The sequence below is a fragment of the Pseudomonas neuropathica genome (assembly GCF_015461835.1).
Classification (GTDB): Bacteria; Pseudomonadota; Gammaproteobacteria; order Pseudomonadales; family Pseudomonadaceae; genus Aquipseudomonas; species Aquipseudomonas neuropathica.
Map to the genome: position 1 here is coordinate 105,614 of NZ_JACOPX010000007.1, position 14,928 is coordinate 120,541.

At 58.7% G+C, this 14,928-nt stretch carries 15 protein-coding genes and 4 tRNA genes; 13 read left to right on the top strand and 6 right to left on the bottom strand.

Features of this window, described 5'->3' with window-relative positions; translation table 11 throughout:
* Positions 1-179: 179 nt before the first annotated feature.
* The gene (locus tag H8F23_RS11665) at positions 180-722 is read right to left on the bottom strand and encodes a TetR/AcrR family transcriptional regulator (protein ID WP_194934477.1); all 543 of its coding nucleotides are present in this window, start codon (positions 720-722) and stop codon (positions 180-182) included.
* Positions 723-813: 91 nt separating this feature from the next.
* Here H8F23_RS11665 and H8F23_RS11670 point away from each other — a divergent pair, with 91 nt between their 5' ends.
* From H8F23_RS11670 to H8F23_RS11685, 4 genes are all read left to right on the top strand, one after another.
* Positions 814-2,001: an MFS transporter gene (locus H8F23_RS11670; RefSeq protein WP_194934478.1), complete on the top strand. Its 1,188-nt coding sequence runs from the start codon at positions 814-816 to the stop codon at positions 1,999-2,001.
* Positions 2,002-2,052: 51 nt separating this feature from the next.
* The gene (locus H8F23_RS11675; protein WP_194934479.1) at positions 2,053-2,364 is read left to right on the top strand and encodes a cupin domain-containing protein; all 312 of its coding nucleotides are present in this window, start codon (positions 2,053-2,055) and stop codon (positions 2,362-2,364) included.
* Positions 2,365-2,469: 105 nt separating this feature from the next.
* Positions 2,470-3,621: a TDT family transporter gene (locus H8F23_RS11680; protein ID WP_194934591.1), complete on the top strand. Its 1,152-nt coding sequence runs from the start codon at positions 2,470-2,472 to the stop codon at positions 3,619-3,621.
* 99 nt (positions 3,622-3,720) lie between these two features.
* Complete coding sequence (locus H8F23_RS11685; protein ID WP_194934480.1) at positions 3,721-5,595, top strand: MFS transporter; 1,875 nt, start codon at positions 3,721-3,723, stop codon at positions 5,593-5,595.
* Between the two features lie 97 nt (positions 5,596-5,692).
* Here H8F23_RS11685 and sugE read toward each other — a convergent pair whose 3' ends face one another.
* The 3 genes from sugE to rdgC form a co-directional block, all read right to left on the bottom strand.
* On the bottom strand, positions 5,693-6,007 hold the full coding sequence (gene sugE / locus H8F23_RS11690) for a quaternary ammonium compound efflux SMR transporter SugE (protein ID WP_003223093.1): 315 nt from the start codon (positions 6,005-6,007) through the stop codon (positions 5,693-5,695).
* 119 nt (positions 6,008-6,126) lie between these two features.
* Positions 6,127-7,092, bottom strand: a complete 966-nt coding sequence (locus H8F23_RS11695; RefSeq protein ID WP_186624898.1) for a bile acid:sodium symporter family protein — start codon at positions 7,090-7,092, stop codon at positions 6,127-6,129.
* 151 nt (positions 7,093-7,243) lie between these two features.
* Entirely contained in the window at positions 7,244-8,164 is a 921-nt protein-coding gene (rdgC, locus tag H8F23_RS11700) for a recombination-associated protein RdgC (RefSeq protein ID WP_064390914.1), read from the bottom strand.
* 159 nt (positions 8,165-8,323) lie between these two features.
* Here rdgC and H8F23_RS11705 point away from each other — a divergent pair.
* From H8F23_RS11705 to H8F23_RS11720, 4 genes are all read left to right on the top strand, one after another.
* Positions 8,324-8,399, top strand: a tRNA-Val gene (locus H8F23_RS11705).
* Between the two features lie 19 nt (positions 8,400-8,418).
* Positions 8,419-8,495 (top strand) — tRNA-Asp (locus H8F23_RS11710).
* 191 nt (positions 8,496-8,686) lie between these two features.
* Positions 8,687-8,762 (top strand) — tRNA-Val (locus H8F23_RS11715).
* A gap of 19 nt (positions 8,763-8,781) precedes the next feature.
* Positions 8,782-8,858 (top strand) — tRNA-Asp (locus H8F23_RS11720).
* Positions 8,859-8,972: 114 nt separating this feature from the next.
* Here the strand turns inward: H8F23_RS11720 and H8F23_RS11725 are convergent.
* On the bottom strand, positions 8,973-10,142 hold the full coding sequence (locus H8F23_RS11725) for a catalase family protein (protein WP_194934481.1): 1,170 nt from the start codon (positions 10,140-10,142) through the stop codon (positions 8,973-8,975).
* Positions 10,139-11,947: a di-heme-cytochrome C peroxidase gene (locus H8F23_RS11730; RefSeq protein ID WP_194934482.1), complete on the bottom strand. Its 1,809-nt coding sequence runs from the start codon at positions 11,945-11,947 to the stop codon at positions 10,139-10,141. Before H8F23_RS11730 ends, H8F23_RS11725 begins: the two co-directional genes overlap by 4 nt.
* 270 nt (positions 11,948-12,217) lie before the next feature.
* On the opposite strand from H8F23_RS11730, the gene H8F23_RS11735 reads away from it, so the two are divergent.
* From H8F23_RS11735 to H8F23_RS11755, 5 genes are all read left to right on the top strand, one after another.
* Positions 12,218-12,934 carry an FKBP-type peptidyl-prolyl cis-trans isomerase gene (locus H8F23_RS11735; protein ID WP_007919751.1) on the top strand — a complete coding sequence of 239 codons (717 nt, stop codon included), beginning with the start codon at positions 12,218-12,220 and terminating at the stop codon, positions 12,932-12,934.
* Between the two features lie 294 nt (positions 12,935-13,228).
* Positions 13,229-13,684, top strand: a complete 456-nt coding sequence (locus H8F23_RS11740) for a YkvA family protein (protein ID WP_194934483.1) — start codon at positions 13,229-13,231, stop codon at positions 13,682-13,684.
* A 112-nt stretch (positions 13,685-13,796) separates the two neighbouring features.
* Complete coding sequence (locus H8F23_RS11745) at positions 13,797-14,138, top strand: helix-turn-helix domain-containing protein (RefSeq protein ID WP_186624399.1); 342 nt, start codon at positions 13,797-13,799, stop codon at positions 14,136-14,138.
* Positions 14,135-14,506, top strand: coding sequence for a hypothetical protein (locus H8F23_RS11750; protein ID WP_003223109.1), 372 nt, complete (start codon positions 14,135-14,137; stop codon positions 14,504-14,506). Before H8F23_RS11745 ends, H8F23_RS11750 begins: the two co-directional genes overlap by 4 nt.
* The gene (locus tag H8F23_RS11755) at positions 14,507-14,914 is read left to right on the top strand and encodes an SEL1-like repeat protein (protein ID WP_194934484.1); all 408 of its coding nucleotides are present in this window, start codon (positions 14,507-14,509) and stop codon (positions 14,912-14,914) included.
* Positions 14,915-14,928: the final 14 nt, after the last annotated feature.

Consider the following 14,928-nt stretch of genomic DNA (forward strand, 5'->3'; position numbering starts at 1 on the left):
CGACCAAGGTCGTGGCGTGGTGGGGTGTCGCAGGTTTGAATGGAGGCGTTGTGCGTTGACATTACCAGGCATCGAACCCTGTAGGAGCTGTCGAGTGAAACGAGGCTGCGATCTTTTGATTTTTCAAAATCAAGATCAAAAGATCGCAGCGTGCCGCAGCTTCTACATGAATATCGGCGTCAGTCCTGACGCAGCGCAATATCGATCAGCCGATGCAGTTCATCCACCTCCAGCGCTGCCGCCGAGAACAGAATCCGGAACACCACCGGCGCAACCACCAGATTGATCAGCCGATCAACACTCGGCGCCATTTTATCCGGATGCCGCTCGATGATCGTCTGCAACTGCGCACCAATGATCGTCACGCAATACCCCGGCGTAGCACTGGCCTGCACGTCGCGCATCATGTTGCGCCCAGGCTCCGAACTCATCTCGTCGAGATATTGCTCGGCCCACGCACGGATATCGCTGCGCAGGCTGCCGGTCTGCGCCGGCTCGCTGTAGGGGCGCATGCGGGCGAGGGCGACGTCGGCCAACAATGCCGACAGATCACCCCAGCGCCGGTAAATCGTCGACGGTGTAACGCCTGCACGTGCGGCGATCTGAGGGACGGTCACGCTCGAGCGCTCCTGTTCTTGCAGGAGCGCACGGACTGCCGAATGAATTGCATCTTGCACCCGGGCACTGCGGCCGCCGGGGCGTAAACCTTCTTTAATAGCCATGGGGCAGACCTTAACACAAAGAATTTGCTTTAAGCGCAAGGCAGTAGCACACTCCGCAAAAGCAAAAAATTAGCTTTTGCGGAGTGTGCCCATGACCAGCCTTGCTTCCAATCGATCCAGCCTGTGGTTTCTGGCGATGACTTTACTGAGTTTTCTCGCCGCCTCCACGGCGCCAACGCCGCTGTATCACTTGTATCAGGATCAACTGCACTTTTCGGCTGCGGTGCTGACGCTGATCTTCGGCGTCTATGCGCTCAGTCTGTTGGCGGCGCTATTAACTGTCGGCTCGCTCTCCGATCACCTGGGACGCAAACCGGTGATCTTCACCGCCGTGTTGCTCAACGCGTTGGCGATGCTGCTGTTTATCTACGCCGACAGCGTGGCGTGGCTGATCAGCGCGCGTGTTCTGCAAGGATTTGCTACCGGCATGGCCACCGCTGTTTTAAGCGCGACCCTGCTCGACACGGATCGTCAGCAGGGGCCGTTGATCAACAGTGTGGCGCCGTTGCTCGGCATGGCCTTGGGCGGCATGGGTTGCGGTTTACTGGCGGAGTTTGCGCCGGCACCGTTGCAACTGACCTACTGGCTGCTGCTCGCGCTGTTTGTGTTGCAGGGCCTTTATGTCTGGCGCTTACCGGAAAGCGTCACTCCGCAAGCCGGGGCGTGGGCCTCGTTGCGGCCGACCTTGCACGTGCCGATTCAAGCGCGAGCCACTTTGTGGCGAGTGTTGCCGCTGAACACGGCAACCTGGGCGCTCGGTGGCTTTTATGCATCGCTGGCACCGTCATTGGTGCGCACCGCCACTGGCTCGGACTCGAACCTGATCGGCGGCGCCACCGTTGCGGCCCTGACGGTGACTGGTGCGCTGATGATTTTCACGATGCGCAATCGTCCTGCCGTCCGGGCCTTGCAGTTGGGTGCGAGCCTGCTGCCGATGGGGCTGGTATTGATTCTGCTGGGTGTGCACAGCGCCAGTCTGTCGCTGTTTTTCCTCGGCACGCTGGTGGCCGGTTGCGGCTTTGGTACGGGATTTCTCGGCGCCGTGCGCAGTCTGGTGCCGCTGGCTTTGCCCCATGAACGGGCGGGGTTGATGGCGGCGTATTACGTGGTCAGTTATCTGGCGTTCTGCCTGCCGGCATTGCTCGCCGGGCACTTGTCGCGTAGCTACGGCTTGCTGGCGACCACTGATGGCTATGGGGCGGTGTTGATTGTGCTGGCCATGGGCGCGCTGTTGCTCAGCCTGCGTCCAGCGGCAGCCAAAGTCTGTCGCGTTCCATAAACGGCGCGCTTTCGGTTAGCCTTGCCCAGCCTTCTTCTCACGGATCGACCCATGAAGATTATCCGCAGCAAGACCTTCACTGCCGAGCGCGCCTGGGGCGCGCTGGACATCGCCAACATGAACGGCATCACTACGCGCCTGCACTGGACGGATCAGCCGTACAAATGGCACATCAACGACGGCGAGGAAGTGTTCGTGGTGCTCGACGGCCAAGTGCTGATGCGTTACCGCGAACTGGGTGAAGAAAAACAGGTGCAGCTTGATGTCGGTGACATCTTCTATGCGAGTGTCGGCACCGAGCACGTCGCCCATCCGCAAGGCGCAGCGCGGATTCTGGTGATCGAGAGCGAAGGCAGCGTCTGACGGCTTATTGGTAAAACAGATAACAGTTAGAGAAATTACCCGTTATATAGATATTCGATTCGGTTCTACCATGGACTCAACCTCACCAGAGGAGAGGACTCCATGATGACTTGCCCCAACAGCGCCAAACCCGGCATCAAACCGTTCCGGCAGCTTCAGCACCCGCGTGAAGTGATCCGCCAATTCACCCCCAACTGGTTCGCAGCGACCATGGGCACGGGTGTGCTGGCGTTGGCGTTGGCGCAACTGCCATTGGCCATTCCAGGCCTGCACGCCATTGCTGAAGGTTTGTGGTTGTTCAACATTCTGTTATTCAGCCTGTTTACCGTTGCCTACGCCGCGCGCTGGATTCTGTTCTTTGATGAAGCGCGGCGGATTTTCGGCCACTCCACGGTATCGATGTTCTTCGGCACGATTCCCATGGGCCTGGCGACGATCATCAACGGCTTTCTGCTGTTTGGCCTGCCGCGCTGGGGTGACGGCGTGATTCACCTCGCCGAAGTGCTGTGGTGGATCGATGTGGCTATGTCACTGGCTTGCGGCGTGTTGATCCCTTACATGATGTTTACCCGTCAGGAACACAGCATCGATCAGATGACCGCCGTCTGGTTGCTGCCGGTCGTGGCGGCAGAAGTGGCGGCGGCCAGCGGTGGTTTGCTCGCACCGCATCTCACCGATGCCCACTCACAACTGGTGGTACTGACGACAAGCTACGTGCTCTGGGCCTTTTCGCTACCGGTAGCGTTCAGCATTCTGACCATCCTTCTGCTGCGCATGGCCCTGCACAAACTGCCCCACGAAAACATGGCAGCCTCGAGCTGGCTGGCCCTCGGCCCGATCGGCACCGGTGCGCTGGGCATGTTGCTGTTGGGCGGTGATGCGCCGGCGATATTCACGGCGAACGGTCTGCCCGGTATCGGTGAAATCGCCTCGGGTATGGGGCTTATTGCCGGGATAACCCTGTGGGGCTTCGGGCTGTGGTGGATGCTGATGGCGCTGCTGATCACCGTGCGTTACTTGCGCGACGGCATCCCGTTCAACCTTGGCTGGTGGGGCTTCACCTTCCCGTTGGGCGTGTATTCGCTGGCAACCCTGAAACTGGCGAGCACCCTGAACCTGACGTTTTTCAGTGTCGTCGGCACGCTGTTGGTGATGTTGCTGGCGCTGATGTGGCTGATCGTCGGCAAACGTACCGTGCAAGGCGCCTGGCGGGGCGAGCTGTTTGTCTCGCCGTGCATCGCAGGTTTGAAGAAATAACCGGAAAAGTTTAGGTAAGGTGTGGCCTGGATCGCTGTTCGAGAATCCAATAAGCAGTACCCAGGCCTCTCTACCTTAAACATCAGGGAAACACGGAAGATGAGTCACCCCTCACAGTTCAACCTGCTGCGCACCCGGCGCTTCCTGCCATTCTTCATCACGCAGTCGCTCGGCGCGTTCAACGACAACGTGTTCAAACAGTCGCTGATCCTCGCCATTCTCTATCGGCTGACCATCGAGGGTGACCGTTCGATCTGGGTCAACCTGTGTGCGTTGCTGTTTATCCTGCCGTTTTTCCTGTTCTCGGCACTGGCCGGGCAGTTCGGGGAAAAATTCGCCAAGGACGCGCTGATCCGTCTGATCAAGCTCGCGGAAATCGCGATCATGGCCGTAGGATCGGTCGGTTTTCTCTTCGATCACTTGTCGCTGATGCTGGTGGCGCTGTTCGCCATGGGGACCCATTCGGCGCTGTTCGGGCCGGTGAAGTATTCGATCCTGCCGCAGGCCTTGCGCGAGGATGAGCTGGTGGGCGGCAACGGCCTGGTGGAAATGGGCACGTTTCTGGCGATTCTCGCCGGGACGATTGGTGCCGGGGTCATCATGTCCTCTTCGCACTATGCACCGTTGGTGTCCTGCGCCATCGTCGGGATCGCCGTGCTGGGTTATCTGGCCAGTCGCAGCATCCCGCGCGCGGCGGCATCCTCCCCGGAAATGCGCCTGAACTGGAACATTTTCAGTCAATCCTGGGCCACGCTGAAACTCGGTCTGGGCCAGACGCCAGCGGTGTCGCGCTCGATTGTCGGCAATTCGTGGTTCTGGTTTGTCGGGGCGATTTACCTGACGCAGATTCCCGCCTACGCCAAGGAATGGATGCACGGCGATGAGACCGTGGTCACCCTGATTCTCACCGTGTTCTCGGTCGGGATTGCGCTGGGTTCGATGCTTTGCGAGAAGCTGTCCGGGCGCAAGGTCGAGATCGGTCTGGTGCCGTTCGGTTCGTTCGGTCTGACCGTGTTCGGTTTGCTGCTGTGGTGGCATTCCGGCGGGATTCCCGACAGCGTCAGCGGCCACAGCTGGATTGAAGTGCTGGGCTTCGTGCACACCTGGGCGGTGTTGGTCGACATCCTCGGTCTCGGCATTTTCGGTGGTTTCTACATCGTGCCGCTGTATGCCTTGATCCAGTCGCGCACCGCCGAGAACGAGCGGGCAAGGGTGATTGCCGCCAACAACATTCTCAACGCACTGTTTATGGTGGTCTCGGCCATCGTCTCGATTGTGCTGCTGAGCGTGGTCAAACTGTCGATCCCGCAACTGTTCCTGGTGGTGTCGCTGCTGAACATCGGGGTCAACGCCTACATCTTCAAGATCGTCCCCGAGTTCAGCATGCGTTTCATGATCTGGCTGCTCAGCCATTCCATGTACCGCGTCGAGCACCGCAACCTTGAAGCCATTCCGGATGAAGGTGCGGCATTGCTGGTGTGCAACCACGTGTCGTTCGTCGATGCCTTGCTGATTGGTGGCGCAGTGCGTCGGCCGATTCGCTTTGTCATGTACTACAGGATCTACAACCTGCCGGTGCTGAACTTTATCTTCCGCACGGCAGGGGCGATTCCGATTGCCGGACGGAATGAAGACATCCAGATCTACGAAAAGGCCTTCACGCGAATTGCTCACTATTTGAAGGACGGTGAGCTGGTGTGCATTTTCCCGGAAGGCAAGCTGACGGCGGATGGCGAGATGAATGAGTTCCGGGGCGGTTTGACGCGGATTCTCGAAGAGACGCCGGTGCCGGTGATTCCGCTGGCGTTGCAAGGGCTGTGGGGGAGTTTCTTCAGCCGCGATCCGAACAAAGGGTTTTTTCACCGATTGTGGTCGCGGGTGACGCTGGTGGCAGGAGCGCCAGTGGGCGTTGATGCTGCTGAGCCGGCGAAGTTGCAGGGGGTGGTCGGGGAGTTGCGCGGGGCAGTCAGATAGCCGGCGATTTTAAGAGCCTCTTCGCGAGCAGGCTCATTCCTACATTTGAAACGCGTTCCCCTGTAGGAGTGAGCCTGCTCGCGATAGCGGTAGAGGCCTAGGCGCTGACCTTAAGGCCAATCAGCCCGGTAATGATCAACGCCACACTGGCCAGGCGAATCAACGCCATCGATTCACCGAACAGGATGATCCCGGCAATCACCGTGCCCACTGCACCAACGCCGGTCCAGATCGCATAGGCGGTGCCCAACGGCAATTCCTTCATCGCAAGGCCGAGCAGGCCAAGGCTGATGGCCATGGCCGCAACGGTCAGAACGGTGGGGAGCGGGCGAGTGAACCCGTCGGTGTATTTCAGGCCGACGGCCCAGCCGACTTCAAACAGGCCGGCGAAAAACAGAATGATCCAGGACATGAAAGACCTCCATCGATAGACGGGGTCGTCCCCAGATTAATAACTCGATCGAGCCGCAGGGTCGTCCCCGCGTTGCGCAATAGTGTGACGAGCATTAACCCGGGGATCAAGTTTGCGCCTCAGTCGGCCGCCTGCTGCGCCAGTGCCTCGCGATCCTGTTTTTCACTCATGCGCCGGAAGTACGTCGACAGCAGTGCCCCGGAAATATTGTGCCAAACGCTGAACAGCGCACTCGGCACCGCCGCCAATGGCGAGAAATGCGCACTGGCCAATGCCGCGCCCAATCCGGAGTTCTGCATGCCCACTTCCAGCGCCAATGATTTACGCTGGGCCAACGGCAACTTGAACAAACGCCCAGTGAAATAGCCCAGCAGATAACCGAAGCTGTTGTGCAGCATCACCACGGCCATGATCAACAGGCCGGATTCGGCGATTTTCGCCTGGCTGGCGGCCACCACCGCGGTGACGATGATCACGATGCTGACCACCGATACCAGCGGCAATACATCCACTGCGTGGCGCACTCGGTCACCAAGCACACGCTGGGCAACCACGCCGAGAATGATCGGCAGCAGCACCACTTGCAGGATCGACCAGAACAGCTCCATGAACGACACCGGCAACCACGCCGAAGCCAGCAGCCAGATCAGTGCCGGGGTCAGCAGCGGGGCGAGGAGGGTGGTCACGGCAGCAATGGCCACCGACAATGCCAGATCACCTCGGGCCAGCCAGGTCATCACGTTGGACGAAGTGCCGCTCGGGCAGCAACCGACCAGAATCACCCCGACGGCGATTTCCGGTGGCAGGTGAAACACTTGGCAGAGCAGCCACGCCACGCCGGGCATGATCACGAAATGTGCAACCACGCCCAGCGCCACACGCCACGGATGGCGAGCAACGGCAGCGAAGTCGTCGAGTTTGAGGGTCAGGCCCATGCCGAACATCACCAGCCCGAGCAGCGGCACGATCGCGCTTTTCAGGCCGAGGAACCACGCCGGTTGCAGGAACGCAATCACCGCGAAAAGCAGAACCCAGTAAGCGAAGGTGTTACCGACAAAGCGGCTCAGTGCAGCCAGTGCGCGCATGGCTCGTTCCTTATTATGTGAAAGCGTTAGGAAGCTAAGCATACGTCGCCAGCAAAAAGATCGCAGCCTCCGGCAGCTCCTACAGAAAAACACGTCCTTTGTAGGAGCTGCCGAAGGCTGCGATCTTTTAAGCGTTCACACAAAAAACCGATCAGATCCCCTGCGGAGTCTCTTCCCCACCCAACGCTTCAACCAGCGCTGGCAGGAAGTCGCCGAAGGTCAGCATCATCAGCGTGAAGCTGGCATCCAGTTGACCCAGCGCCTCGTCGCCACCGTCCTGCTCCGCCTGATCCTGCAACAGATCTTCGAACTTCAGACGTTTGACCGTCATCTTGTCGTCGAGCATGAACGACAGTTTGTCCTGCCAGGCCAACGACAATTGAGTGACGACTTTGCCAGTGCTCAGGTGCAGCTGGATTTCTTCGCTGGTCAGGTCCTGACGCTTGCAACGCACGATACCGCCATCTTCGTGGGTGTCGCGCAGTTCGCACTCGTCCAGTACATAGAAGTCATCAGCGGCTTTTTGCGTGGTGACCCAGTCAGTCATGACCGCAGTCGGTGCCATTTTCACGGTCAACGGACGGACGGGCAGGGTGCCGATCACTTCACGCAGGGTCGACAGCAGGTCTTCGGCACGTTTCGGGCTGGCCGAGTTGACCAGGATCAGACCCTGTTTGGGTGCGATAGCGGCAAAGGTCGACGAGCGACGGATGAAGGCGCGCGGCAGGAACGCCTGGATGATTTCATCCTTGATCTGATCGCGTTCCTTCTTATAGACCTTGCGCATCTGTTCGGCTTCGATCTCTTCGACCTTTTCCTTGACCGCGTCACGCACGACGCTGCCCGGCAGAATGCGTTCTTCTTTACGCGCGGAAATCAGCAGGAAGTCACCGCTGACGTGTACCAGTGGAGCATCTTCGCCTTTGCCGAACGGCGCGACGAAACCGTAGGTGGTCAACTCCTGGCTTGCACATGGACGCGCCAGTTTGGTGGCCAGTGCAGTTTCCAGCGCCTCGGCATCGACAGGCAGGTCTTGGGTCAGGCGATAGATAAGCAGGTTTTTGAACCACATGGGGTGAGTCTCTCCTTTATACAAAGGGGGGCATTATTGTCTTCGCCGTCCCATAGGCCAACCCTTCTCTAAGCCTTTGGAAGGCCTGAGAAAATTATTTAAAAAAGTGCTTGCCAGAGGTTGGGTCGCTCCGTAGAATGCGCGCCACACCGAAGCGAAGGGTGATTAGCTCAGCTGGGAGAGCGTCTGCCTTACAAGCAGAATGTCGGCGGTTCGATCCCGTCATCACCCACCATTCGTTTCAAGTGTTTAGCGCAGCGGTAGTTCAGTCGGTTAGAATACCGGCCTGTCACGCCGGGGGTCGCGGGTTCGAGTCCCGTCCGCTGCGCCATATTCGGTAACCTGGACCACTGAACGCCAGGTCACCACGGAAAAACCCGCCAAGGCGGGTTTTTTTCTGCTCCAAGGTTGTACCCGCGGGATGTGTCGTTTTACTGGTTTTCGGATTTATTTGAAAAAAACTTCAATTAAATCAACACTTTACGAAAACTTGTGGCATAATGCGTCCCGTAACGAAGCGAAGGGTGATTAGCTCAGCTGGGAGAGCGTCTGCCTTACAAGCAGAATGTCGGCGGTTCGATCCCGTCATCACCCACCATTCGTTTCAAGCGTTTCGCGCAGCGGTAGTTCAGTCGGTTAGAATACCGGCCTGTCACGCCGGGGGTCGCGGGTTCGAGTCCCGTCCGCTGCGCCATATTCGGAATCTGGAACACTGAACGCCAGATTTCACAGAAAGCCCGCCTTGTGCGGGCTTTTTGTTGTCCGGGATTTATTGATCCCATGTCCTCAAAGGTGCTTTGACACCGTTCTACTGCGCGGCATTCTGGCTGTGCCGATAGTCGCTCACCGCCTCATACACCGCTTTACGCAAGCGGTTGATCCCGCCAATCGGCCGATGCGCCTCAATCCCGAACCACGGATTGAACGAAAGATTGTCACACGTCAGATTCAGGGCCGGTGTATCGAAGTCCTGCGGTGGCAGAGTGATTCGCGCCACGGTTTCAAACGGCGAATCCTGCTCGCGCCATTCGATGCTGGTGTCTTCGATCGGCATGTACCTGTTGGCATCCTGACGCTGGATCTGCAGGACGAAACACGCCGGTATCCGGTCCGTCGACAGTTGCTGGTTTAATGCGCTGCGCAGGAAATTCGGCAAATCATGATTCTGTTTTGGCAGCGTGTAGTCCGGGCAGTTTTCCGGGGCCGGCGCCACCCGAAACTTTGCATTGGCTTCACCAAATTTGTACGGCGATACCGAAAAATAAGTGGTCGCGGTCGGACTGTCCGGCGGCGGTGACAGGGTTGCCAGTGCAATAAACAAATGGCGGACCTGCCATGTGCGCGGGTCCCATCCCGGAAAAAATGCCATGACCTTTTTGCCGTCAGCCTGCGCCGACACATTCTGACGATACTCGGCGACGTCACTGACAAAAAAGTTCGGGTGGCTAAACATCACAAAATCCTGCTCAGGCTGTGACTGGCGGTTGCCGAGCAGCTGTTTTCCCGAAACGTCCAGCAGCTTGATCGCCATCCCCCGGGCGTCGCGCAGGCTGTCGAACTGTGGATAGGCATTGCCATTGGACAGGCGAATCATCGCTTGCCAGGTTTTTCCGGGCTCACTGAACACGCCCTGTCGCAGTGGCTGCGCCAGTTCCGGCAGCACCTGCACCTGCGCTTTCACGCAGCCATGGGCCTTGGCATGGGCATCGCGCAAATAACGGGTGCCTTCGCGATGCTGATCGACGATGCGCACGGCGGTCTGGATCACGTCCTGGGTCATCGCCGCTTCGCCGGGCGGAACCTGCTCCAGCGCCGACACCGGGCCGCGGTAATGCCAGGTAAACCATGCCGTGGCAATGGCCCAGCCGAGCAAGGCAATGGCGAGTAATACCAGCAACGTCTTGCCGAGCAAACGTCCCAGCCACAACCACACCCGGGCCAGCAACGGCAGTTCCTTTTTAAAGGTCGGCATGATCATGGCAGTTGCGCCTCCATTGGGCCGCCGAGGACTTTCAGGTACTCGAGCAACGCCCAGCGTTCTTCGGGCAGCAACAGTCGGCCAATAACGCCATTGCCGCGTTCGCCGGCACGGAATTCATGGCCGCTGTTGTGGTTGCCGGTGATGCGCGTGTCGAACAGGAAGCCATTGGTAAACGCTTCGGTGCGATACCCCAAATGTCGCGGATCGTATTCGAAGGTGCCTTTGAAAAAGGTCGTGACGCGTTCATCCTGCGGCGACAACAACTGATAAATACTCGGCACCGAGCCGTTGTGCAGAAACGGCGCGGTGGCCCAGACACCCGCCAGCGGGCGCGCCTTGTAGGCGAGTTTTTCGCGCACGCCGATGGGCAGGCCAAAGCCGTCCAGTCGGGGCTTCTCCTGTGGCGTGACGTGGGCTTCGCGGTAGGCGCGTTCTTCGACGAAGGCGGTGACGTAAGCCAGGCCTTTGGCCACCGACATTTGGCTCAGGTCCAGTGGCGCCTTGGGTGTCGGATGCAGTTTGACGTCCATTTGTTCCAGCTCTTTCAGATCCCACTGCAGAGCGGTCAGGTCGAAACGGTGGCTGGCGATATTGTTGGCGGCGGTCGGGTCGGTGCCGATGACAGCGACCGGCAGCATGTGCAAAAGCTGCACCCAGCGCTCACCTTCCTGGGTCTGGCGCGGGACATGGCAACCGGCGCAATTCTCGGTAAACAGCGTGCGCCCCTTGGCTGCCAGGGGTTTGTCGATGGCGCCAAACAGATCCTCTGGCCAAGTGGGGGGCTTGAGCTTTTGCAGGGTTTCTTCGATCTTGTGCAGATCACGCACGCGCACACTTGAGGCATAGCGTGCTTCGCCTTGCAGTGGCTGGCCGTTGTCATCGAAAAAATTCAGGGTGGCGCCGACGCCCAACGCTTCACCGATATTGCGCGCCATCGGCTGCTGTGCCGAGCCGTTCCACTGTACCCAGTCGAATGACCACATATCCCAGAGCTGCGGATAATCCACCGGGGCATTGGCCACGCGGTAGTTGGCGGGGGAAATCGCATCGCCAAACGTCGCGTTGGCAATGCGTCCGAAGGCATCGGCGCGGCCGGGGCCTTCTTCGGTCGGGTAGAGGCCGCGATGGGTATCGTTCCAGGCGACTTTGAGGAATGTATTCAGTGAGGTTTTGAAGTCTTTGCGCAATTGCTCGTGACGCGCGTCGTATTCGTCGCCCAGCACGGTTCTGGCGAAACGTTCGAATTTCCATGGGTTGTAGTAAGTCGCGGTCAGACTTGCCACCAATGCCTGTCCGAAACTGCCGCCGCGCAAAGTCGGCACACTGGACGGCAGCACATGTTGCGCGGTACCCCCGTCAATTCGCACGGCCTGACCTTGGAAGCGCAATTCGCCGGTGTGGCAAGCGGCGCAAGTGATGTCCAGATATTGCTCGGTGCTGCCGGGATTCTGATGTCGGGCAAAACCGACGGGGAGGTTGCCGGGGTTGTTCGTCGTGGCTTTCTGCTGCGGGTCGATCAGAAAACCGAAACGCGCCAGGTAATCAGGCGAGGCGAAACGTTGCGCCGAGAAGGGCAGCTCCAGCGCCTGGAACCACTCATAGCGCAGGCCTTTGACCTGCGTACCCTGAGGCGTGAAATAGTAGGTTTGCCGGTCTTCGTCACTCCACTGATCAAGGTAATGCACCTGCTCGGCGGGGGTGTAGAAGGGCAATTTCGGATTGGCGACGTAATACAGGACCACGGCGAGAACCAGTCCCAGCAGCACGACGATCAGGGTCAGCACACGGAATAAGAGGCGCAAGATAAACATCCTTGTCGATTTGTTCCGCTGTTATGCCTGAGCCTGGCCCCGTGCGGCAAGTGGCCATTACGCCAGATGATGCAAGAAGAAACGACACCAATTGCCGGGACGAGATGACAGAAGCTTCATCGTCGCTTCGCGCCAATGCGTTTTAATCCCTGAACTTATCGGAAGATTCCTGCTCTCATGCCGGTAGCCATTGGTCGTGGCGGCCTGATAAGCTCGCGGCTTTACTCGATTGCCCTTTCGGCGCATGAACAAGGAAATAGCATGAAACAGCATCGGTTGGCGGCGGCGGTTGCCCTGGTTAGCCTGGTCCTCGCGGGTTGTGATTCGCAGACCAGCGTAGAGCTGAAAACCCCGGCGCAAAAAGCTTCCTACGGTATCGGCCTGAACATGGGCAAGAGCCTGGCTCAGGAAGGCATGGATGATCTGGACTCCAAAGCGGTAGCCCAGGGCATCGAAGATGCCGTCGGCAAGAAAGAACAGAAGCTGAAAGATGAAGAACTGGTTGAAGCCTTCGCCGCGCTGCAGAAGCGTGCTGAAGAGCGTATGGCCAAGATGAGCGAAGAGTCGGCAGCCGCCGGCAAGAAATTCCTCGAAGAAAATGGCAAGAAAGCCGGTGTGACAACCACTGCTTCCGGTCTGCAGTATGAAGTCGTCAAGAAAGCTGATGGCCCACAGCCTAAGCCGACTGACGTAGTGACCGTTCACTACACCGGCAAGCTGACCAACGGCACCGTCTTCGACAGCTCCGTCGAGCGCGGCAGCCCGATCGATCTGCCGGTGAGCGGCGTGATTCCGGGTTGGGTTGAAGGTCTGCAACTGATGCACGTTGGCGAGAAGTACAAACTGTACATCCCTAGCGATCTGGCTTACGGCGCTCAGTCGCCAAGCCCGGCAATCCCGGCCAACTCGGTTCTGGTCTTCGACCTGGAACTGCTGGCCATCAAGGATCCAGCCAAAGAAGCCGCTGCTGCCAAGTAATCGGCAAAGGCTTCAACAACAACGCCTCGCTTATGCGGGGCGTTGTTGCATCTGGAGTCTGGCAAGGGTAAACAGAGCGAACCGATGGCGGTCGGGAGAGTCATAGCCAATGAGACTGCCATCGCTAGCCGCCCTGAGCAGCCAAGTCAATGAAATATTGGGGTTTTTTATGTGAGTAAAAAACGCCCGATCTGAGCGCAGCCCTTATGAAACGGGGCTTTCAGCGCTGAAATGCAGCTCTGTTCACAAGGTTATCCACAATTTGTGTGGATAACATTTCAACGGGAGGAATAGATGAAAGCTCCGTGGAATTTCGCTCGATTCCTGCCCTTGGCCGGCCGTCTGCTGGCGCGTGGCCGTTTACCGACCTTACTGTTTGCGGTTGCCAGCAAAGGCGCCGCGCAGGGCAATCGTCTCGGTAAACTCAAGGACGATTTACGCTTGCTTCAGGCATTGTGCCTGGCCTACTGGCGCGGCGAGTACCGCGCTATCAGTGGCAAAGCCCTGGTGTCGGTGGTGGCGGGTTTGATGTACTTCCTCAGCCCGGTGGACGCGATTCCGGATTTCATTCCCGTATTTGGCATGCTCGACGACATCGCCGTCCTCGCCTGGCTGATGAAAACCCTCGACGATGAACTCAATGCGTTTCGCCTGTGGCGTAACCGCCAGCAACCGGAAAAACTCGCCGTGGTCGAACGGCTGCCCGACACCCCTGAACAGCTGCAACTTCAGGGACCGAAAAAAAACTGATTCTCGATCTCCTCCTACAGATAGATACCCCCCGCGACCTTGGCCGCTGTTAGGATTACACTTCTAGGGAAAAGTGCCGACTCGCTAAGTGTTGTTGTCCTACGGGGTAGTCATGGATATTCAGATAATTGCACGCGATGGCGAACCCGAATACGCGGTTCTGCCGTGGGCTCAGTATCAGGCTCTACTAAAAGCAGCAGGCATCAACGAAACACCGTCGCGTCCGGCAGCCAAGCCGCTCGCGGCCTCACCAGACGCGATTCTTCCAGGTCTGGATCAACTACGCAGTTTGCGCGAAGGGAAGGGCATCGCCATTGAGGCGCTGGCCCGCACGGTAGGCATCAGCCCGTCATATCTGGCCATGATCGAAAGTGGCGAGCGTCAGCCCGACGCCGCGATTCGCCGCAGCCTGGCCTGGGAATTGACGGTGCCAGGGTGGAGGGATGAATCGTGAGCGTACGCATCAGTCGTCAACATTGGGACGGATTGCTCGGGGAACTTGATCAGGCGCGTCGCCAGCGCCATCTGCTGACTTATCGGGCCTTGCTCGAGCGGTTGCAATTGCCGACACCGGCCATGCAAACCCTGACGGCCGCGCTTGAACATCTGGCCGCGCTGGATGCCAAGGCCGAACAACCGTTGCGCAGTTCGCTGGTGATCAGCCAGGGCGCCAGTCGCCTGCCGCGCACAGGTTTCTTTGAATGCGTTGAACGTCTTGGGCGCTTTTCCGGGCCGTCCGATGGTGTTGCAGCAGCCTCTTGGCATGCTTCGGAAGTCGTCCGCGTTTTTGAATACGAGTACCCGGAATCGGCGGAGGCCTGAGTGTTTTTACGACTCAAGGCGCGGGCCAGTTACTGGCTGGCCCGTAGGCTGTTTCACTGGTCATGGTTCGTTCGACAACCGCGTGGCTGGCGCTGGCTCGAAGGGCAGTTTGCGCGCATGGCCAACCTTGGCGATGTCGGTGCGCAGAGCTTCTATGGGCACATCCTGACCTTTCGCGGTGTCGGCTTGGGCGCGCGTGAAGAAGGTGTGCGCCTGTTGCGCTTGGCGGCCCTCGCAGGCGATGGTAAAGCGGCTTACCAGGTCGGCGTGATCAGTTTGGCCGGAACGCCGAGCAAGCCGCCGGACCCTGTCGAAGCCGCACGCTGGTGGGGCATGGCTGCCAAAGCCGGGCATCCGTTGGCGGAGCTCAAATTGAAAGAGTTGAGTGCTCGCGACTCAACACTGTAAATCCATTTATGTCT

Bases quoted from the DNA above. Each gene is read 5' to 3' on its own strand.
- H8F23_RS11665 (WP_194934477.1), bottom strand. From the start codon at position 722: ATGGCTATTAAAGAAGGTTTACGCCCCGGCGGCCGCAGTGCCCGGGTG.
- H8F23_RS11670 (WP_194934478.1), top strand. From the start codon at position 814: ATGACCAGCCTTGCTTCCAATCGATCCAGCCTGTGGTTTCTGGCGATG.
- H8F23_RS11675 (WP_194934479.1), top strand. From the start codon at position 2,053: ATGAAGATTATCCGCAGCAAGACCTTCACTGCCGAGCGCGCCTGGGGC.
- H8F23_RS11680 (WP_194934591.1), top strand. From the start codon at position 2,470: ATGACTTGCCCCAACAGCGCCAAACCCGGCATCAAACCGTTCCGGCAG.
- H8F23_RS11685 (WP_194934480.1), top strand. From the start codon at position 3,721: ATGAGTCACCCCTCACAGTTCAACCTGCTGCGCACCCGGCGCTTCCTG.
- sugE (WP_003223093.1), bottom strand. From the start codon at position 6,007: ATGTCCTGGATCATTCTGTTTTTCGCCGGCCTGTTTGAAGTCGGCTGG.
- H8F23_RS11695 (WP_186624898.1), bottom strand. From the start codon at position 7,092: ATGCGCGCACTGGCTGCACTGAGCCGCTTTGTCGGTAACACCTTCGCT.
- rdgC (WP_064390914.1), bottom strand. From the start codon at position 8,164: ATGTGGTTCAAAAACCTGCTTATCTATCGCCTGACCCAAGACCTGCCT.
- H8F23_RS11725 (WP_194934481.1), bottom strand. From the start codon at position 10,142: ATGATCATGCCGACCTTTAAAAAGGAACTGCCGTTGCTGGCCCGGGTG.
- H8F23_RS11735 (WP_007919751.1), top strand. From the start codon at position 12,218: ATGAAACAGCATCGGTTGGCGGCGGCGGTTGCCCTGGTTAGCCTGGTC.
- H8F23_RS11740 (WP_194934483.1), top strand. From the start codon at position 13,229: ATGAAAGCTCCGTGGAATTTCGCTCGATTCCTGCCCTTGGCCGGCCGT.
- H8F23_RS11745 (WP_186624399.1), top strand. From the start codon at position 13,797: ATGGATATTCAGATAATTGCACGCGATGGCGAACCCGAATACGCGGTT.